This is a genomic window from Nevskia soli DSM 19509 (genome assembly GCF_000711955.1).
Taxonomy (GTDB): domain Bacteria; phylum Pseudomonadota; class Gammaproteobacteria; order Nevskiales; family Nevskiaceae; genus Nevskia; species Nevskia soli.
Map to the genome: position 1 here is coordinate 121,425 of NZ_JONR01000010.1, position 20,413 is coordinate 141,837.

The 20,413-nt window shown below is 67.7% G+C and carries 12 protein-coding genes; 9 read left to right on the plus strand and 3 right to left on the minus strand.

Annotation, left to right across the window (positions count from 1 at the left end):
• Positions 1-9 precede the first annotated feature (9 nt).
• From BP26_RS0106865 to BP26_RS0106885, 5 genes are all read left to right on the plus strand, one after another.
• Positions 10-2,169, plus strand: coding sequence for a type IV pilus secretin PilQ (locus BP26_RS0106865; RefSeq protein ID WP_029919835.1), 2,160 nt, complete (start codon positions 10-12; stop codon positions 2,167-2,169).
• A 146-nt stretch (positions 2,170-2,315) separates the two neighbouring features.
• A complete protein-coding gene (gene aroK / locus BP26_RS0106870; protein WP_029919836.1) occupies positions 2,316-2,846 on the plus strand; it encodes a shikimate kinase AroK in 531 nt (176 codons plus the stop codon).
• A 16-nt stretch (positions 2,847-2,862) separates the two neighbouring features.
• Entirely contained in the window at positions 2,863-3,945 is a 1,083-nt protein-coding gene (gene aroB, locus BP26_RS0106875; RefSeq protein ID WP_029919837.1) for a 3-dehydroquinate synthase, read from the plus strand.
• A gap of 25 nt (positions 3,946-3,970) precedes the next feature.
• Entirely contained in the window at positions 3,971-5,122 is a 1,152-nt protein-coding gene (locus tag BP26_RS0106880) for a deoxyguanosinetriphosphate triphosphohydrolase (RefSeq protein ID WP_029919838.1), read from the plus strand.
• A gap of 103 nt (positions 5,123-5,225) precedes the next feature.
• A complete protein-coding gene (locus BP26_RS0106885) occupies positions 5,226-6,191 on the plus strand; it encodes a quinone oxidoreductase family protein (protein WP_029919839.1) in 966 nt (321 codons plus the stop codon).
• Between the two features lie 15 nt (positions 6,192-6,206).
• On the opposite strand, the gene glcF is transcribed toward BP26_RS0106885, so the two are convergent.
• The 3 genes from glcF to BP26_RS0106900 are packed head-to-tail and all read right to left on the minus strand — an operon-like array spanning position 6,207 to position 10,001.
• Positions 6,207-7,427 (minus strand): glycolate oxidase subunit GlcF, encoded by a 1,221-nt coding sequence (glcF, locus tag BP26_RS0106890; protein WP_029919840.1) that lies wholly within the window; start codon positions 7,425-7,427, stop codon positions 6,207-6,209.
• Between the two features lie 14 nt (positions 7,428-7,441).
• Positions 7,442-8,494 carry a glycolate oxidase subunit GlcE gene (gene glcE / locus BP26_RS0106895; RefSeq protein WP_029919841.1) on the minus strand — a complete coding sequence of 351 codons (1,053 nt, stop codon included), beginning with the start codon at positions 8,492-8,494 and terminating at the stop codon, positions 7,442-7,444.
• A 19-nt stretch (positions 8,495-8,513) separates the two neighbouring features.
• Positions 8,514-10,001: an FAD-linked oxidase C-terminal domain-containing protein gene (locus BP26_RS0106900; RefSeq protein WP_051748502.1), complete on the minus strand. Its 1,488-nt coding sequence runs from the start codon at positions 9,999-10,001 to the stop codon at positions 8,514-8,516.
• Positions 10,002-10,273: 272 nt separating this feature from the next.
• On the opposite strand from BP26_RS0106900, the gene BP26_RS0106905 reads away from it, so the two are divergent.
• The 4 genes from BP26_RS0106905 (at position 10,274) to BP26_RS0106920 (ending at position 20,389) form a co-directional block, all read left to right on the plus strand.
• The gene (locus tag BP26_RS0106905; RefSeq protein WP_029919843.1) at positions 10,274-11,872 is read left to right on the plus strand and encodes an L-lactate permease; all 1,599 of its coding nucleotides are present in this window, start codon (positions 10,274-10,276) and stop codon (positions 11,870-11,872) included.
• Positions 11,873-12,165: 293 nt separating this feature from the next.
• A complete protein-coding gene (gene gltB, locus BP26_RS0106910) occupies positions 12,166-16,629 on the plus strand; it encodes a glutamate synthase large subunit (protein WP_029919844.1) in 4,464 nt (1,487 codons plus the stop codon).
• A 118-nt stretch (positions 16,630-16,747) separates the two neighbouring features.
• Positions 16,748-18,154 (plus strand): FAD-dependent oxidoreductase, encoded by a 1,407-nt coding sequence (locus BP26_RS0106915; RefSeq protein WP_029919845.1) that lies wholly within the window; start codon positions 16,748-16,750, stop codon positions 18,152-18,154.
• A gap of 306 nt (positions 18,155-18,460) precedes the next feature.
• Entirely contained in the window at positions 18,461-20,389 is a 1,929-nt protein-coding gene (locus BP26_RS0106920) for an arylsulfatase (protein ID WP_051748504.1), read from the plus strand.
• Positions 20,390-20,413: the final 24 nt, after the last annotated feature.

A 20,413-nucleotide genomic window follows, 5' to 3' on the forward strand; every position in this document is an offset into this window, starting at 1 on the left:
AGCAGTACTATGTTCAGCCAGATTCTCGGACAACCCGCTCCGGCCCGCGCCGAACGAACGTCTTTCAAACGCTGCGCCGCACGTGGCCTGGCATTGCTTGCATTGCTGGCCTGCGGCACCTTGCCGGCACAGGCACAGTCGGCGCGTGAATTGAAGGCGGTGGATTTCGCCGCGCTCGACGGCGACCGGGTGCAGATCACCCTGACCCTGTCCGAAGCCGCGCCGCAGCCGGCGGTATTCGCCATCGACAAGCCGGCACGCCTGTCGGTGGACCTGCCGGACACCCATCTGGCCCTGGCCGAGCGTTACCGCAAGGTCAGCGTCGGGCAGGTCCGTTCGATTGCCGCGGTGGAAGCGCAGGGCCGCACCCGCCTGGTGGTCGAGCTGGTGCAGCCCACCGCCTACAACATCACCGTCGACGGCAATCGCATCGTGGTGGACCTCGCCGGCCCCGCGGCCGGCAGTTCGGCGCGGTCCACCGCCCCGACGCAGCAGGTTTCCGCCGCATTGATCAACAAGATCGATTTCCGCCGCGGCGAGAAAGGCGAGGGCCGCGTGCTGGTTTCCCTGTCCGATCCGCGCGCCGTGGTCGATGTGCACGAGGAAAGCGGCAAGATCGTCGCCCGCTTCAAGAACACCGCGCTGCCGGATCGCCTGAGCAAGCGTCTCGACGTGCTCGATTTCGCCACGCCGGTGAAATTCATCGACGCGCAGCGTGACGGCGTCGATACCCGCATCGTGGTGACGCCGGGGGCCGGCGGCGATTTCGAGCAGGTGGCCTACCAGGCCGGCGACCAGTTCGTGCTCGAGTTGCAGCCGCTATCGCAGGAAAAGCTGGCGGAAAAACAGCGTGAACAGCCGACCTTCACCGGCGAGCGCATCAGCCTGTCATTCCAGAGCGTCGATATCCGTTCGCTGCTGCAGATCATCGCCGACGTCGCCGGCACCAACATGATCGTCAGCGACAGCGTCAGCGGCCAGATTGCCATGCGCCTGCAGAACGTGCCCTGGGACCAGGCGCTGGACATCATCCTGCGCACCAAGGGGCTGGCCATGCGCCGGCAAGGCAATGTGATGCTGGTGGCGCCGGTGGAGGAAATCGCTTCGCGCGAGCGCGCCGAGGCCGAGGCGGAAAAGCAGAAGACGCAATTGTCGCCGCTGCGTTCCGAGATCATCCAGATCAACTATGCCAAGGCTTCCGACCTGGGCAATATCGTCAAGAACAAGTCCAATTCGATCCTCTCCGAGCGCGGCAGCGTCACCGTGGACGATCGCACCAACAGCCTGCTGGTGCTGGAGACCCGCGACAAGATCGCAGAAATCCGTGCGCTGATACAGCACCTCGACATCCCGGTGCGCCAGGTGCTGATCGAGTCGCGCATCGTCGTCGCCAACGACAATTTCGAGAAGGACCTGGGCACGCAGTTCGGTGTGAGCTTCGTCGGCAACCTGGGCCAGAATTTCCTGACCACCGGCGGTAGCAATACGGCGACGGATTCCACCGTCAACAGCTTCACCACCAGCACCAACGGCAAGTTCACGGTGCCCTCTCCCAGCGGCACCAACTACAACGTCAACCTGCCGGCGCCGGCGTCTTCCGGCACCCCGGGCAGCATCGCCCTGTCGCTGCTGGCGAAGAACACCCTGGTCGACCTGGAGCTGTCGGCGCTGCAATCCGAAGGCAAGGGCGAGGTGGTGTCCAGCCCCCGCGTCATCACCGCCAACGCCAAGCCGGCGGTGATCAAGCAGGGCGTCGAGATTCCCTACCAGCAGTCCACCAGCAGCGGCGCCACTTCGGTCTCGTTCAAGGACGCGGTGCTGTCGCTCAACGTCACGCCGCAGATCACCCCGGACGGCCGCGTCATCATGGACCTGGCGGTGCACGACGACAGCGTCGGTACCAACATCAGCACCGGCAGCGGCGGCAGCACCCCGTCGATCGACACGCGCGAAGTCGATACCCAGGTGCTGGTCGACAACGGCCAGACCGTGGTGCTCGGCGGCATTTACCAGCAGACCACCAGCCTCACCGTGACCAAGATTCCGATGCTGGGCGATATCCCGGTCCTGGGTTACCTGTTCCGCAACAACCAGGTCATCAACAACAAGACCGAGTTGCTGGTATTCATCACGCCGAAGATCCTGACCGAGGGACTCAAGGTCGATTGAAGCCGGGTCTGGCGGGCTGCCGTTGGCTATACTGCCGGCGGGAGCCCGATCCGTCAGCGGTATGAGTGCAAGTCCCGTGTCACTTTCGAACCGTCACACCCGGCCGCCAGGTTCTGGCCCGGCCGGCTGTTGAAGCCGCCGCCGCAATGCTCAAATCCGCCAATATCTTCCTGATCGGCCCGATGGGCGCCGGCAAGACCACTATCGGCCGCCGTCTGGCCGAGGCGCGGGGCCTGGACTTCGTCGACAGCGACCAGGAAGTGGAAGCGCGCACCGGGGTCAATATCGCCTTCATCTTCGAAAAGGAAGGCGAGGCCGGCTTTCGCCGCCGCGAGCGCCAGGCGATCTGCGAGCTGACCCAGCGGCATAGCCTGGTGCTGGCCACCGGCGGCGGCGCCATCCTCGATCCGGATAACCGGCAGTGGCTGTCGGCGCGTGGTTTCGTGGTCTACCTGCATGCCAGTATCGAGCAGCAGCTGGCCCGCACCGAGCGCTCCGACACCCGCCCGCTATTGCAGGGCGGCAACCGACGTGACACGCTGGAACGGCTATTCCTGACCCGCGACCCGCTCTACCGTGAAATCGCCGACCTCGTCCTCCACACCGACGGACGCAACGCCCGCACGCTCGCGCGCGAAATCGAAGACCACTTCTCCCGCCCGGCGACCGCGCTCTGAAGCCGCCGCGCGCGAACTGCGCGTGGAACTCGGCGAGCGCGGCTACGGCATCCGCATCGGCCCGCACCTGCTGGCCGAGCCGGACAGCTACAAGCTGCTGCGCAGCCGCCTGGTGCGCATCGTCACCGATGCCAACGTCGCGCCGCTCTACCTGGAGCCCCTGCTCAAGGCGCTCGGCCTGAGCCCGGCCGAGGCGCTGGTGCTGCCGGCGGGCGAAACGCAGAAGACCTGGGCCAACGCCGAAGTCGTGCTGGACTGGCTGCTGCAGGCGCGCCTGCCGCGCGACGGCGTGCTGGTGGCCCTGGGCGGCGGCGTCATCGGCGACCTCACCGGTTTCTGCGCCGCGCTGTACCAGCGCGGCATCGACTTCGTGCAGATTCCCACCACCCTGCTGGCCCAGGTCGATTCCAGCGTCGGTGGCAAGACCGGCGTCAATCACGCCCGCGGCAAGAACATGATCGGCGCCTTCCACCAGCCGCGCGCGGTGATCGCCGATACCGACACCCTGCGCACCCTGCCGCCGCGCGAGCTGGCCGCCGGCCTGTCCGAAGTGATCAAGTGCGGCCTGCTCGGCGATGCCTCGCTGTTCGCCCGGCTGGAGCGCGACCTCGACCGCCTGCTGGCGCTGGATGCCGAGACCCTGGCCGATGCCATCGAGCGTTGCTGCGCCCTCAAGGCGCGCATCGTCGCCGCCGACGAGCGCGAATCGCTCCACGGCGGCGCCGGTCCGCGCGCCATGCTCAACCTCGGCCACACCTTCGGCCACGCCGTCGAGACCTATACGAAATACCAGTCATGGCTGCACGGCGAGGCAGTCGGGCTGGGCCTGTGCATGGCGGCGGCGATGTCGGCGCGCCTGGGCTGGATCGCGGCGGCGGACGCCGAACGCGTTTCCGTGCTGGTCAAGCGCGCCGGCCTGCCGGTGCGGCCGCCGCAAGGCATGACGCCCGAGGATTTCCGCCGGCTGATGGCGTTGGACAAGAAAGTGGCCGGCGGCCGCGTGCGGCTGGTGTTGCTGCGCGCCATCGGCGAAGCCGTGGTCACCGCCGACTTCGATCCCGATGCCCTGGAGCAGACCCTCGCGGATTTCTGTGGCTGAAGCTCGAAACAAACGGACGACCACGATGAAGCCGCTCGCCGCCTACGCCGCGCACGATGAGAACTCGCGCGGCCGGCGCTTTCCCGAAGCTCCTCCGGCCCACCGCAGCGAATACCAGCGCGACCGCGATCGCATCGTGCATTCCGCCGCCTTCCGCCGCCTGGAGTACAAGACCCAGGTCTTCGTCAACCACGAAGGCGACCTGTTCCGCACCCGCCTGACCCATTCGCTGGAAGTGGCGCAGATCGGCCGCACCATCGCCCGCTCGCTGTCGCTCAACGAAGACCTGGTGGAGGCCATCGCCCTGGCGCACGACCTGGGCCACACGCCGTTCGGCCATGCCGGGCAGGACGCGCTGAACGAATGCATGCGCCCCTACGGCGGCTTCGAGCACAACGCCCAGTCGCTGCGCGTGGTCGACGAGCTGGAGGACAAGTACGCCGACTTCCGCGGCCTCAATCTCAGCTTCGAGACGCGCGAGGGCATCCTCAAGCACTGTTCGCTGAAGCGCGCCCGCACCCTCGGCGATATCGGCCAGCGCTTCATCAGGAAGCAGCAGCCCGGCCTGGAAGCGCAGCTGGCCAACCTCGCCGACGAGATCGCCTACAACAACCACGACGTCGACGACGGCCTGCGCGCACGGCTGCTCAGCATCGAGCAGCTGCGCGAGGTGCCGTTGTTCGCGCGCCACCACGACCAGGTGCTGAAGGCCTACTCCAGCCTGACGCCGAAGCAGCTGCGCCACGAAACCATCCGCCGCATGATCAACACCCTGGTCTCCGACCTGGTGGAGCAGACCGCCGCGCGCCTGCGCAAGCTCAAGCCGAAACATCCGGACGAGGTGCGTGCCCAGTCCAAACCCCTGGTCGGGTTCGGCGCGGAGATCCTGGCCGAAAATCTGGAACTGAAGAGCTTCCTGCGCGACCAGCTCTACCGTCACCACCAGGTCTACCGCATGACGGTGAAGGCGCAGAAGGTGGTGAAAGAGCTGTTCACCGCGCTGAACTCCGATCCGCGCCTGCTGCTGCCGGAGTTTTCCGCCCAGGCCGAGGCGGCGCACCAGGAAGCCGGCGACAATGGCCGCGCCCGCGTGGTCGCCGACTACATCGCCGGTATGACCGACCGCTACGCCATCGACGAGTACGAGCGCCTGTTCGATCCGCGGCGCCTGCGCTGAAGCTAGTGGTCAGTGATTGGTGGCTGGTGATTGGTAACGGCAGAAAGAGTGTGCTTTTACTGACCACTAAGCACCAGCAACTGCTTTAAACTCCCGCCCCATGATGAAAGCACTCCGTTTCGACCATACCGGCAGCCTCGACGCGCTGTCCCTCCAGACCATCGCGCCGCCGCGCCCGCAGCCGGGCGAGGTGGTGGTGGAAGTCTGCGCCGCCGGTCTCAATCCCAGCGACGTCAAGAACGTGCTGGGCCGCTTCCCCTATACCACCCTGCCTCGCACTCCGGGCCGCGATTTCGCCGGCGTGGTCATCGACGGCCCGGCCGAGATGATCGGCGAAGAAGTGTGGGGTACCGGCAAGGAATTCGGCTTCGTCCGCGACGGCAGCCACGCCGAGCGTATCGCCGTGCCGCAGGACGGCATCGCCCCCAAGCCCTCGCTGCTCACGTTCGCCCAGGCGGCGAGTTGTGGCGTCCCCTACACCACGGCCTGGGATGCGCTCGAGCGCAGCGGCATCTCTCCCGGCGAGGGCCTGCTGGTGATCGGCGCCGCCGGCGCCGTGGGCCGTGCCGCCATGGCCCTGGGCCGCTGGTGCGGCGCCCAGGTGATCGGCGCGGTACGCCGTCCCGCGCAGGTCGAGCAGCTGACGGCGGAAGGCTTCGAGGCCATCCTGCTGGGCGAGAGCGAGGACCTTTCCACCGCGGTGCGCCGATATTACCCGGCCGGCGCCGACCTGATTTTCGATACCACCGGCGCCTGGCTCGGCCCCTCGGTGGCGGCCCTGGCCGAATTCGGCCGCATCGCCACCATCGCCGCGCCGCCGGGCGGGGTCAGCGAGCTGCCCCTGCTCGACCTGTATCGCCGTGGCGGCAGCATCATCGGCATCAACTCGCTGCTATACGACAGCCGCGCCTGCGCGGCCATGCTGGACCGCTTCAGCATCGCCTTCGCCACCGGCCTGCTGCCGCCGCCGCCCCCGCCGCAAGAACGCTTGCTCAGCGAAGCCGTCAAGGTCTACCGGGAACTGGCCGGCGACGCCGGCAGCCACAAGATCGTGTTCGTGCCGGCCTGAAAGACCGGCGCTGACTTAGGTCAGCGCCTCGTCCAGCAGTTCGATCCAGTGCCGCACCGGCCGTTCGCTGCCGGCGCCCAGGTGGGTCAGGCAGCCGATGTTGGCGGTGACGATGGTCTCCGGTGCCCCGGCCTGCAATGCTGCCAGCTTGTTGTTGCGCAGTCGCTGCGACAGTTCCGGTTGCAGGATCGAATAGGTGCCGGCGGAGCCGCAGCAGAGATGCCCGTCGGCCACCGGCAGCAGGGTGAAGCCGGCTTTGCGCAGCAACTCCTCCACCACGCCGCGGATCTGTAAACCGTGCTGCAACGTGCAGGGCGAATGCACTGCGATCCGTGCCTTCATTTGCGGGATCGGCGGCAGGCGCGCCGCTTCGGCCGCCACCACCTGGCTCAGGTCGCGGAACAGCGCGGAGACCCGCGCCGCCTTCTCGGCATAACGCGCATCCTCGCGCAGCAGCGTGCCGTAATCCTTCACCATCACGCCGCAGCCGCTGGCGGTGACCAGCACCGCTTCCGCGCCGCGCTCGATCTCCGGCCACCAGGCGTCGATGTTGCGGCGCGCCTGCTGCAACGCCCGCTCTTCTTCCGACAGGTGATGCGCCAGGGCGCCGCAGCAGCTGGCGGCCCCGGCGGCGCGCACCAGGGTGACGCCGGCGCGGTCCAGCACGCGGGCCGCCGCCCGGTCGATGACCGGGGCGATCGCCGGCTGCACGCAGCCTTCCAGCAGCAGCATGCGCCGCGCGTGCTGCGCCGTCGGCCAGTCGCCTGCCGGTTGCAGGGGCGGCACCGACTGGCGCAGCCGTACCGGCAGCAAGGGCCGCAGCAGCCGGCCCAACGCCAGCAGCAGGCCGAACAGCGGCCGGTTCGGCAGCAACAGCAGCAGTGCCCTGCGTTGCAGCCGCTGCCACGGGCCGCGCGGCACGGCGTGCTCGACATGCTGCCGCCCGATGTCCAGCAGCCGGCCGTAGCGCACGCCGGAAGGGCAGGTGGTCTCGCAGGAGCGGCAGGTCAGGCAGCGGTCCAGGTGCAGCTGCGTCTTGCGCGTGACCGGTGCGCCTTCCAGCGCCTGCTTGATCAGGTAGATGCGTCCGCGCGGCCCGTCGAGTTCGTCGCCGAGCAGCTGGTAGGTGGGGCAGGTGGCGGTGCAGAAGCCGCAGTGCACGCATTTGCGCAGGATCGAATCGGCCTCGCGTCCGTCGGCGGTTTCGAGCAGCGAGGCCAGGAGCTGGGTTTGCACGGGCGGGGGTCTCTTCAGAATTCCGGGTAGAGGCGGCCGCGATTGAAGATGCCGGCGGGATCGAGCACCGCCTTGATGCGCCGGTGCAGCTGCGCCAGCGCGGCCGGCAGCGGCTGGAATACACCGGCGGATTTGTCGGCGCCGCGGAACAGCGTGGCATGGCCGCCCAGTTCGGCCGCCTGCCGGCGCAACGCCACCGCATCCTGTGAACCGGCCAGCCAGCGCAGGGCGCCGCCCCATTCGATCAGTTGGGGCGCGTCGCCGCGCAGGGGGGGCGCGGTCTGCGGCAGCGATACGCGCCACAGCGTCGCCGCGCTCTTGAAGAAAGCATCGTGCTGGTCGCGCAGCCCATCCCAGTAATCACCGCCGGAAAACGCTACGCCGCCCAGCTTGCCGCAGGCCTCGCGCACCGCCGCTTCGGCGCCCGACAGGCGCAGTCGCAACGCACCATCGTGGTAGCTGCTCGCCGACAGCGGCAGGGGCCGCGCCGCCCACTCGTTCATGCGGCGCAGCGCCGTGGCTTCGTCCAGTTCGAAGCGCAGGCTCGTTTCCGCCGGCGGTCGCGGCAGCGTCTTCAGCGTCACCTCGGTGAGCAGCCCCAGGGTGCCGAGGCTGCCGGTCAGCAGGCGCGACACGTCGAAGCCGGCGACGTTCTTGATCACCTGGCCGCCGAAGCGCAGATGTCTTCCCTGGCCGTCGAGCAGGCGCAGGCCCAGCACGAAATCGCGCGCCGCACCGGCATAAGGCCGGCGTGGGCCGGACAGGCCGGCAGCTACCGCGCCGCCCAGTGTGCCGCCGCCGAAACGCGGCGGCTCGAACGGCAGCACCTGGCCGCGCTCGGCCAGCGCCGCTTCCAGTTCCGCCAGCGGTGTGCCGGCGCGCGCCGTCACCACCAGCTCGGTCGGCTCGTAATCGACGATGCCGCGCAGGCCGATGGTATCGAGCGGCTCGCCCTGCAGAGGGCCGCCGTAGAAATCCTTGCTGCCGGCGCCGCGGATGCACAGCGCGCGGCCGTTTGCCGCCGCGGCGAGAATGCGCTCGCTCAGCGCCGCCACGTCTTCGCTCATGGGAATGGATTCCATGATCCTAGAATCGCGGCAGTTCGGGATGCGGCAGTTGTCCCCCGTGCACCTTCATGCGGCCGAACTCGGCGCAGCGGTGCAGGGTCGGCACCGCCTTGCCGGGGTTGAGCAGGCCCTCGGGATCGAAAGCGTGCTTCAGCGCATGGAACACTTCCAGCTCCTCGCTGCCGAACTGCACGCACATCTGGTCGATCTTCTCGATGCCCACGCCATGCTCGCCGGTGATGCTGCCGCCGTGGCGCACGCACAATTCCAGGATCTCGCCGCCGAAGGCTTCGGTGCGATGCAGCTCGTCCGGCTTGTTGGCGTCGAACAGGATCAGCGGATGCAGGTTGCCGTCGCCGGCGTGGAACACGTTGGCGCAACGCAGTCCGTACTTGCGCTCCATGCCGCGGATCGCCTCCAGCACCGCGGCCAGGCATTTCTTCGGAATCGAACCGTCCATGCAGTAATAGTCCGGCGAGATGCGGCCCACCGCCGGGAAGGCGGCCTTGCGGCCGGCCCAGAAGCGCAGGCGCTCGGCCTCGTCGCGCGAGACGCGGCAATCGGTGGCGCCGGCGGCGCTCATCACCGCTTCCATGCGCACGATCTCCTCCGCCACCTCCTCCGGCGTGCCGTCGGACTCGCACAGCAGGATCGCCGCCGCGTCGAGCGGATAGCCGGCGTGGACGAAGGGCTCCACCGCGGCGATGGCGGGCTGGTCCATCAGCTCCAGCCCGGCGGGAATGATGCCGGCGCCGATGATGTCCGCCACCGCCTGGCCGGCCTTGCCCAGGTCGTCGAACGCGGCCAGCACCACGCGCGCGCACTCCGGTTTCGGGATCAGCCGCACCGTGGCTTCCACCACCACGCCGAGCAGCCCTTCCGACCCGGTGAACAGCGCCAGCAGGTCGTAGCCCGGCGCGTCCAGCGCCTCCGCACCCAGTTCTATGATCTCGCCGTCGATGGTCGCCACTTTCAGCCGCAGCAGGTTGTGCACGGTGAGGCCGTACTTGAGGCAATGCACGCCGCCGGAGTTCTCCGCGACGTTGCCGCCGATGGTGCAGGCGATCTGGCTCGATGGATCGGGCGCGTAATACAGGCCCAGCGGCGCCGCCGCTTCCGAGATGGCGAGGTTGCGCACGCCGGGCTGCACCCGCGCCACGCGCGCCAGCGGGTCGATCTCCAGGATGCGGTTGAGCCTGGCCAGCGACAGCACCACCGTGCCGGCACGTGGTGTGGCGCCGCCGGACAGCCCGGTGCCGGCGCCGCGCGCGATGACTGGCACGCCGGCTTCACGGCACAGCCGCAGCACCTGCGCCGCCGCCTCGGCGGTGGCGGGCAAGGCCACCGCCAGCGGTACCCCGCGATAGACCGACAGGCCATCGCATTCGTAGGGATGCAGGTCCTCCGCCTCGGTCAGCAGGGCCTCGCCCGGCAGTGCGGCACGCAGCCGCGGCAACAGGGCGGCTGCGCTGGCGGAGGGGGCGGCATTCATGGCGGTGGCGGACATCGGCTGGCGCGTTCGGGGATGAGCCTGGCTACGGTACCGCAAGGCGAGCGCCAATTCTGCCTGCACGCGGCGCGGCCTTGCCTGCTTGTCGCGGTACATCTGCGTACGACTTTAGTCGTAGGACAACCGGACGGTAACCCGCGGACACTCACAGGGGTCTATATTCCAGCGCATAAACCCCGCCGGACGCGGCATGGAGCGCGGGGGCGGAGGCATAAAAAACCGGGTTCAATCGACGTTCCGCACGACGGAACGCCTCGGAGGAGATGATCGTGTTCAACCAAGTGCTCGATCCGCTGGGCAACATGGCGGCTACCGCCGCCGTTGCCCTGGTTCCCCTGGCGGTGCTGCTGCTCCTGCTGGTGTGGCTGCGCCGCACCGCCTGGCTGGCGGCGATGATCGGTTCCGTCGTCACCTTCCTGCTCGCCTGGCTGGTCTGGGGCATGCCGCTGGACAGCGGCGCGCGCTCCTACTTCTACGGCAGCCTCAACGGCGCCTGGGCGGTGGACTGGATCACCTTCTGGGGCCTGATGCTGTTCAACACCCTGGTCATCACCGGCCGCTTCGAGCGGCTGCGCGCCTGGCTGGTATCGCAGGGCACGCTCGACGTGCGCATCCAGACCCTGCTGTTCGCCTGGGCCTTCGGCGCCCTCCTCGAAGGCCTGGTCGGCTTCGGCTATCCCTGGGCGGTGGTGGCGCCCCTGCTGATCTCCCTGCGCATCCCGGACATCGACGCCATCCGCGTCGCCGCCATCGCCAACAATGCGCCGGTCTCCTACGGCGCTCTCGGCGCGCCGATCATCGCCCTGGCCGCGGTCACCGGCCTGCCGCTGCTCGACCTGTCGGCCTCGGTCGGCTACGTCGTCGCCGTGCTGGCCCTGCTGCCGCCGTGGATCCTGATCTACCTGGTGTCCGGCCGCGCCGGCCTGCGCGACGGCTGGCCGCTCGCCATCGTCGGCTCGCTCGCTTACGTTGCCGGCCAATTGCCGGTGGCCGTGTACCTCGGGCCCTACCTGCCCGACGTCACCGGCTCCATCGTCTGCTTCATCGCCCTGCTGGCGCTGATCAAGGTGTGGCGGCCGAAGACCGTGCTCGGCTACGGCGGCGTACCGGTGTCGCAGGCCGATATCGCCGCCGCCGCCAACAGGGCCGCGGCGCCGTCCGCCGGCGAGGTATTCGGCGCCTGGCTGCCTTTCCTGGTGCTGATCGTGGTGGTGGTGGCCTGGACCGGCCCCTGGTCCAGCCTGCCCAAGATCTCCTGGCTGTCGATGAAGGTCGAAGCCATTTCCTCGGTGACGCAGAAGCCCATCAGCTCGGCCTTCGACTTCAAGCCCTACGTCGGCGGCACCGCCATCTTCGCCTCCTGGCTGGTGGTGATCGCCCTGCTGCGCCCGAGCTTCAGGCAGCTGCGCGAGATCTTCGCCAAGACCGCGTTCCAGATCTGGGGCGCCGCCCTGGTCGGCGTCTTCGTCTTCGGACTGGCCTATGTCTACAACTACTCCGGCATGGCCGCCTCGCTGGCCAGCGCGCTGTCGCACATGGGCCTGTGGTTCATCGTCTTCGCCCCCATCCTGGGCATGATCGGCGTGGCCTTGTCGGGCAGCAACACCTCCACCAACGCCATGTTCGGCGCGGTGCAGATGCTGGTCGGCAAGCTGCTCGGCCTGCCGCCGCTGCTGCTGCCGACGCTGAACTCGGTCGGCGCCGAGGTGGGCAAGCCGATCGCTCCGCAGACCTGCAGCGTCGGCGTCGCCACCACCAAGTTCGTGCGCAACGAGGGCGAGGTGATCCGCCACAACTTCGCCTGGACCCTGGCCATCCTGGCCTGGCTGCTGATCATCGGCGTGGGGCGCTACCTGATGTTCTCCTGAGGCCCTTTTTCCAGGGTTCCCCCGGAGGCCGCGCAAGGCGGCTTCCGGGGCAGCGGAAAAATCCGGGAAAAGCGGCCGCCAGCCGCGCCGGTGGCCGGAAATGGCCGGGCGGGCCGGCCCGTCATTGACGGATTGGAAACCGCTTCTATAATGCGATGTTGCGCTGCGGCGAAACTGTTCGCCGCGCGTCCATCCACCCTGCTTTCCTGTCTGGCCCGATAAAAAGGCCGCACGCGCGGCAGGGTGGCGCGCCGCCGCAAAAAGGCCCCGTGGGGGGCCAGAGGCACACGGTCATGAGTCACCCAGCACAGCCGGGCCTGTACAGCCCCGAGTTCGAACACGACGCCTGCGGCTTCGGCATGATCGCCCAGATGGACGATCAAGCCAGCCATAAGCTGGTGAAAACCGCCATTCATGCCCTGGGACGCATGACCCATCGCGGCGCCATCGCCGCCGACGGCAAGACCGGCGACGGCTGCGGCCTGCTGATGAAGAAGCCGGACCGCTTCCTGCGCGCGAAGGCCGCCGAACTCAAGTTCAAGCTGGGCGAGCACTACTGCGCCGGCAACATCTTCCTGTCGCAGGACCCGGCCCGCGCCGCGCGGGCGCGCGAGGTGCTCGGCGACGCCTGCGCCCACCACGGCCTCAAGGTGCTGGGCTGGCGCGAATTGCCGATCAATCCGGACGCCTGCGGCGCCGAGGCGCTGAAGACCCTGCCGCGCATCGAGCAGGTGTTCATCGTGCCCGCCAGCGGCACCCACAAGTTCACCTTCGAGCTGAAGCTGTACAAGGCGCGCCGCCGCGCCGAGAAGATCCTCGAGGCGGAGGGCGACACCGAGTTCTACGTCACCCACCTGTCCTGCCGCGTCATCGTCTACAAGGGCTTGGTGATGCCGGCCTACCTGCCGGTGCTGTACACCGACCTGTCCGACCCGCGCCTGGAAAGCTCGATCTGCGTGTTCCACCAGCGCTTTTCGACCAACACCCTGCCGCAGTGGCGGCTGGCGCACCCGTTCCGCTTCCTGGCGCACAACGGCGAGATCAACACCATCGCCGGCAACCGCATGTGGGCACAGGCGCGCCGCTACAAGTACCAGTGCGAGGACCTCACCGACATCGACGAGATCGCGCCGCTGGTCTCGCTCAGTGGCTCCGACTCGCAGAGCCTGGACAACATGCTGGAAGTGCTGCTCGCCGGCGGCATGGACCTGTTCGCCGCGATGCGCGGCCTGATCCCGCCGGCCTGGCAGAACGTCGAGAGTCTCGACGCCGACGTGCGCGCTTTCTACGAGTACAACTCGCTGCAGATGGAGCCCTGGGACGGCCCGGCCGGCATCGTGCTGACCGACGGCCGCTACGCCGTCTGCGCCACCGATCGCAATGGCCTGCGCCCGACGCGCTACGTCATCACCCGCGACCGCATCATCACCCTGGCCTCCGAAATCGGCGTCAACGAAGTGCCGATCGAGGACGTGGTCGAGAAGGGCCGCCTGCGCCCGGGCCAGATGCTGGCCATCGACACCGAGTCCGGCAGCCTGCTGCGGCCGATGGACATCGACCGCATGCTGGCCGCGCGCCAGCCCTACAAGCAGTGGCTGAAGCGCAACATCCGGCGCCTCGAATCCTCGCTGCACGACGATCCGGCGGCGCTGGACAAACTGCACCCGGAAAGCGTGGCGGTGTACCAGAAGCTGTTCCAGCTGAGCCAGGAAGAGCGCGGCGAAGTGCTGCGCACCCTGGCCGAGACCGGGCAGGAAACCGTCGGCTCGATGGGCGACGACACGCCGTTCGCCGTGCTCTCGGCCAAGGTGCGCTCGCTGTTCGACTACTTCCGCCAGCAATTCGCCCAGGTCACCAACCCGCCGATCGACCCGCTGCGCGAGCAGATCGTGATGTCGCTGGAGTGCTCGCTCGGCGCCGAGCGCGGCATGTTCGACGAGACCCCGGAGCGCGCCGCGCGCCTGCTGGTCGACTCGCCGGTGCTGTCCGAGGCCAAGTTCCGCAAGCTGCTGTCGCTGGGCGAGGACGGCTATCCCCACACCGTCATCGACCTCAACTACGAGCCGAAGCTCGGCCTGCGCGCCGCGCTCGAGGCGCTGTGCGAGCGCGCCCTGGAAGCGGTCAAGGCCGGCAGCGTGGTGCTGGTGCTGTCCGACCGCAACATCGCCCGCGACAAGCTGCCGATCCATGCCCTGCTCGCCGTCGGCGCGCTGCAGCACCGCCTGATCCGCGAAGGCCTGCGCTGCGACTGCAACATCATCGTCGAGACCGCGGTGGCGCGCGATCCGCACCAGTTCGCCTGCCTCATCGGCTACGGCGCCTCCTGCGTCTACCCGTACCTCGCCTACGCCAGCCTCTACGAGATGGCGCGCAACGGCGAGATCAAGGGCAAGGCGCCGGAAGAACTGGCCGCCTCGTACCGCAAGGGCATCAACAAGGGCCTGTACAAGATCATGTCGAAGATGGGCATCAGCACCATCTCGAGCTATCGCGGCGCCCAGCTGTTCGAGATCGTCGGCCTGCACGACGAGATCGTGAACCTGTGCTTCGAAGGCACCGTCAGCCGCATCCAGGGCGCGCGCTTCGCCGAACTGGAAGGCGAGCAGACCCAGCTGTCGCTGCTGGCCTGGACCCCGCGCAAGCCGGTGGAACAGGGCGGCCTGTACAAGTACGTCAACAACGGCGAGTACCACGCCTACAACCCGGACATCATCAACACCCTGCACAAGGCGGTGCGCTCCGGCGAGTACGACGACTACAAGGTCTACGCCGACCTGGTCAACCTGCGCCCCGTGGCGACTTTCCGCGACCTGCTCAAGCTCAGCGGCAAGGCCGAGCCGATCGCGCTGGAGGAAGTCGAGCCGATCGAGAAGATCCTCAAGCGCTTCGACTCCGCCGGCATGTCGCTCGGCGCCCTGTCGCCGGAAGCGCACGAAGCCCTGGCCATCGCCATGAACCGCCTCGGCGGCCGATCCAACAGCGGCGAGGGCGGCGAAGACCCGGCGCGTTACGGCACCGAGAAGACTTCCAAGATCAAGCAGGTCGCCTCCGGCCGCTTCGGCGTGACGCCGGAATACCTGATCAACGCCGAAGTGCTGCAGATCAAGGTGGCGCAGGGCGCCAAGCCCGGTGAAGGCGGCCAGCTGCCCGGCGACAAGGTCAACGAGATGATCGCGCGGCTGCGCTATGCGCGGCCCGGCGTGGCGCTGATCTCGCCGCCGCCGCACCACGACATCTACTCGATCGAAGACCTGGCCCAGCTGATCTTCGACCTGAAGCAGGTCAACCCGCAGGCCCTGGTCTCGGTCAAGCTGGTCTCCGGCCCCGGCGTCGGCACCATCGCCGCCGGCGTGGCCAAGGCCTATGCCGACCTGATCACCATCTCCGGCTACGACGGTGGCACCGGCGCCAGCCCCCTGACCTCGGTCAAGTACGCCGGCACGCCGTGGGAGCTGGGCCTGTCCGAGACGCACCAGACGCTGCGCCTCAACGGCCTGCGCGACAAGGTCCGCGTGCAGACCGACGGCGGCCTCAAGACCGGCCTCGACGTGATCAAGGCGGCCATCCTCGGCGCCGAGAGCTTCGGCTTCGGCACCGGGCCGATGGTTGCGCTGGGCTGCAAGTACCTGCGCATCTGCCATCTCAACAACTGCGCCACCGGCGTCGCCACGCAGAACAAGGTGCTGCGCAGCAGCCACTTCGTCGGCCTGCCGGAAATGGCCATGAACTACTTCCGCTTCGTCGCGGAAGAGACCCGCATCTGGCTCGCCAGCCTCGGCGTGCGCACCCTGGCCGAGCTGATCGGCCGTACCGACCTGCTGGAGATCGCCGAGGGCGTCACCGACAAGCAGCGCGGCCTCGACCTGTCGCCGATCCTGTCGGCGGCCGGCATGGTCAGCCAGTCCTCGCAGTTCTGCACCAGCGCCAATCCGCCGCACGACAAGGGCGAGTTGGCCGAGCGCATGGTGGCCGACGCCCTGCCCGCCATCGAGAAGAAGGCCGGCGGCGTGTTCGAGTACGAGGTCAACAACACCCACCGTTCGGTCGGCGCGCGCCTGTCCGGCGAGATCGCGCGGCGCCACGGCAGCCTCGGCATGTCGGATGCGCCGATCACCCTGCGTCTGCGCGGCGCCGCCGGGCAGTCCTTCGGCGTTTGGAACGCTGGCGGCCTGAACCTCGAGCTGGAAGGCGAGGCCAACGACTACGTCGGCAAGGGCATGGCCGGCGGGCGCATCGTCATCCGCTCGCCGCGCGCGGCGCGTTTCGAGACCAACAAGACCGTCATCATCGGCAACACCTGCCTCTACGGCGCCACCGGCGGCACGCTCTATGCAGCGGGTACCGCGGGCGAGCGCTTCGGCGTGCGCAACTCCGGCGCGCTGGCGGTGGTGGAAGGCGTGGGCGACCACGGCTGCGAGTACATGACCGGCGGCGTGGTGGTGGTGCTGGGCAGGGTCGGCGTCAACTTCGGCGCGGGCATGACCGGCGGCTTCGCCTACGTGCTGGACGAGCAGCGCAACTTCGTCGACCGCTACAACCACGAACTCATCGACATCCATCGCATCGTTGCCGAACACATGGAAGGCCACCGCCACTACCTGCTGGACCTGCTGCGCAACTACGTCGAAGCCACCGGCAGCGAATGGGGCCAGGAGATCATCGACGACTTTCGCGATTACGTCGGCAAGTTCTGGCTGGCCAAGCCCAAGGCGGCGGACATCGGCTCCCTGCTGGTCACCATCCGGGCAGCGGCGTGATGAAGCGGTGGCCAGTGGTTAGTGGCCAGTGGCCGGTAACGGCCGCTACGCGCCCGTCTTTTGCTTTTACCAGTCACTGGCCACCAGCCACTGATCACTTTTTCGAAGAAGTACGCTAATGGCCGCCAAGAATGTAATGCAGTTCCTGGACCTCCCGCGCCAGGATCCGAAGAAAGCCCCGGTGGAAATCCGCCTGCACGATTTCCGCGAGATCTACGGCCAGTTCAAGTCCGACCAGGCCGCGGCCCAGGCCGGGCGCTGCCTCGATTGCGGCAATCCGTATTGCGAGTGGAAGTGCCCGGTGCACAACTTCATTCCCAACTGGTTGAAGCTGATCCAGGAAGGCAACCTGTTCGCCGCGGCGGAGCTGTCGCACCAGACCAACTCCCTGCCGGAGATCTGCGGCCGCATCTGCCCGCAGGATCGCCTGTGCGAGGGGGCCTGCACCCTGGAAGACGGCTTCGGCGCCGTCAGCATCGGCAACATCGAGAAGTACATCACCGATGAAGCGGTGAAGCAGGGCTGGCGCCCGGACATGTCCAACGTCGTCCCCACCGGCAAGCGCGTCGCCATCGTCGGCGCCGGCCCGGCCGGCCTCGGCTGCGCCGACGTGCTGACCCGCAACGGCGTGCAGGCGGTGGTGTACGACCGCTACAGCGAGATCGGCGGCCTGCTCACCTTCGGCATCCCGCCGTTCAAGCTGGAAAAGGAAGTGGTGAAGACCCGCCGCGGCCTGCTCGAAGGCATGGGCGTCGAGTTCCGCCTCAACACCGAGATCGGCCGCGACATCCCGTTCGAGCAGCTGCTCAACGAGTACGATGCCGTGTTCCTCGGCATGGGCGCCTACACCGAGATGAAGGGCGGCTTCCCCGGCGAGGACCTGCCCGGCGTGACGCAGGCGCTGCCCTTCCTCATCTCCAACGTCAACCGCGTCATGGGCATCGAGACCGATCCCGCGCAGTTCATCGACGTCCGCGGCCAGCGCGTGGTCGTGCTCGGCGGCGGTGACACGGCGATGGACTGCAACCGCACCAGCGCGCGCCAGCAGGCCGCCCGCGTCACCTGCGTCTATCGCCGCGACGAGGCCAACATGCCCGGCTCCAAGCGCGAAGTCGCCAACGCCAAGGAAGAGGGTGTGCGCTTCCTGTTCAACCGCCAGCCGGTGGAAATCGTCGGCGACGGCAAGGTCGAGGGCGTGAAAATGGTCGAAACCCGCCTCGGCAAGCCCGACGCCAAGGGCCGTCGCCAGCCGGAAGTGGTGGCCGGCTCCGAGGAAGTCATTCCCGCCGACCGCGTGCTCATCGCCTTCGGCTTCCGCCCCAGCCCCGCGGCCTGGATCACCGAGCACGGCGTCGAACTGCAGCAGGACGGCCGCATCAAGACCTCCGAGCAGCGCAAGTTCCAGACGACCAACTCCAAGATCTTCGCCGGCGGCGACATGGTGCGCGGTTCCGACCTGGTGGTCACCGCGGTGTTCGAAGGACGCCAGGCGGCCGAGGGGATACTCGACTACCTGGGGGGCTGAGCCTGGCCTGATGCATGAAAAAGCCCGCTTCCGAGCGGGCTTTTTTTATGTCCAGTCCTTCGACGCAATTCATTTCATTCAATGCATCCGGCGTTGCCGCAAACACCGGGGCTGCGTCATGTTAAGCAGCTTTACATCCGGCGCCAGGAATTGATCATAAAGTCATACCTGAAAGTACTATGCCAAGGTGCGGCGCTGCACTCTTAGATCATAAGCGCACGCGAACGCGCCAAATGATTATTTTCAATGCCTGGAACGCCTGACTAGAATTTCGCGGCCCGTCACCTCCACCGGCCGAAAAAAACAATGAGCTTCCAGTTTCCGGCGCCCGCGCGTCCGGGCTTTCGCAAGACGCTGATCGCCGCAGCCACCGTCGCCCTGCTGGCTGCTTGCAGCAACGACGACAATGCCGCGCCGCCGCCCGCGCAGCCGAACATCCTCTACATCATGGCCGATGATCTCGGCTATTCGGACATCCATGCCATGGGCGGCGAGATCGACACGCCGAACCTGGATGCGCTGGTGGCGAGCGGCCGCATCCTGTCCAACCATCATGCCGGAACGGTCTGCGCCATCACGCGCTCGATGCTGATCTCCGGCACCGATCATCACCTCGTCGGCGAAGGCACCATGGGTGCGCCGACGGACGAGCGCAAGGGCTTGCCCGGGTATGAAGGCTATCTCAACGACCGCTCCCTTTCGGTCGCGCAGCTGCTGAAGGATGCGGGGTATCACACCTACATGGCCGGCAAGTGGCACCTGGGCTCCGGCATCGTCGGCAGCACCGGCAACGCCGGCCAGACACCGGACCAGTGGGGCTTCGAGCACAGCTACGCCCTGCTCGGCGGTGCCGCCAGCAATCACTTCGCACACGAAGCAGCCGGCTCCAAGAATTACACCGAGGATGGCGTCTATGTGCAGCCCGGGCAGCCGGGACAGCCCGGCGGGGCGGGCGGCACCCCGGCCGTGTTCTACTCCACCGACTTCTACACGCAGAAGCTGATTTCCTACATCGATCTGAATCACGGCGACGGCAAGCCCTTCTTCGCCTACGCCGCCTACACCTCGCCGCACTGGCCGCTGGCGGTGCCGGACCCCTACCTGCACAACTATGTCGGCAAGTACGACCAGGGATACGAGGTGATTCGCGCCGCGCGGCTGGCGCGGCAGAAGCAGCTCGGCATCATCCCGGCGGACTTCAATCCCTTCGCCGGATTGCCGGAGACGCTGACCCGCTCGGCCGCCACGCCAGATGCCGGCACCGCCAATGCGAAGTACATCAGCGCCTTGCACAGCCCCGCCGATGGCTATATCGACTACAACCGGGGTTATGTCGACAAGAAATGGGAGTCGCTGTCGCCGCTGGAGCAGAGGGCGCAGGCGCGCTACATGGAGATCTATGCCGGCATGGTCGAGAACCTCGACCACGACATCGGCCTGCTGATCCAGCACCTGAAGGACATCGGCGAATACAACAACACCTTCATCATGTTCCAGTCGGATAACGGCGCCGAGGGCTGGCCGATCGATTCGGGCGCCGATCCCACGGCTACCGACGAGGCCAATGCGCAGTCGCCGGTGTACGAAACCCTGGGCGCGGACAACGGCCAGACCAGCGCCAAGAAGATCCAGTACGGTTTCCGCTGGGCCGAGGTCAGCGCTACGCCCTTCAGCCTGACCAAGGGTTATTCCGGCGAGGGCGGCGTGTCGGTGCCGGCCATCGTCCACCTGCCGCGGCAGGTGCTGCAGCAGCCGACCATCGGCGCCTTCACCCACGTCACCGACAATACCGCCACCTTCCTCGCCCTGGCCGGCGTGACGCCGCCGAACGTGCCGGCGCCGCCCCTGGTCAATCCGGCCACGGGCGTAGACCAGAACAAGGGCAAGGTGGTATACGACAACCGCTACGTCTATCCCGTCACCGGGGTGTCCTTGCTGCCGGTGCTGGAAGGGCAGGCGAGCGGGCAGGTCCATACCGCGCCCTTCGGCGACGAGTCCTACGGCCGCGCTTACCTGCGCAGCCCCGACGGCAAGTGGAAGGCGCGCTGGACCGAGCCGCCGCTGGGTCCGCTCGACGGACACTGGGAATTGTTCGCCATCGACACGGACCGCGGCGAGACCGACGATGTTTCGGCGCAGAATTCCGACGTGGTCACCACGCTGGTGAACCAGTGGGAGACTTACATGACGAACGTCGGCGGCGTCGAGCCCTTGCAGCCGAAGGGCTACTATTAACGCCAGGCATCGGGGCAAGAGCGC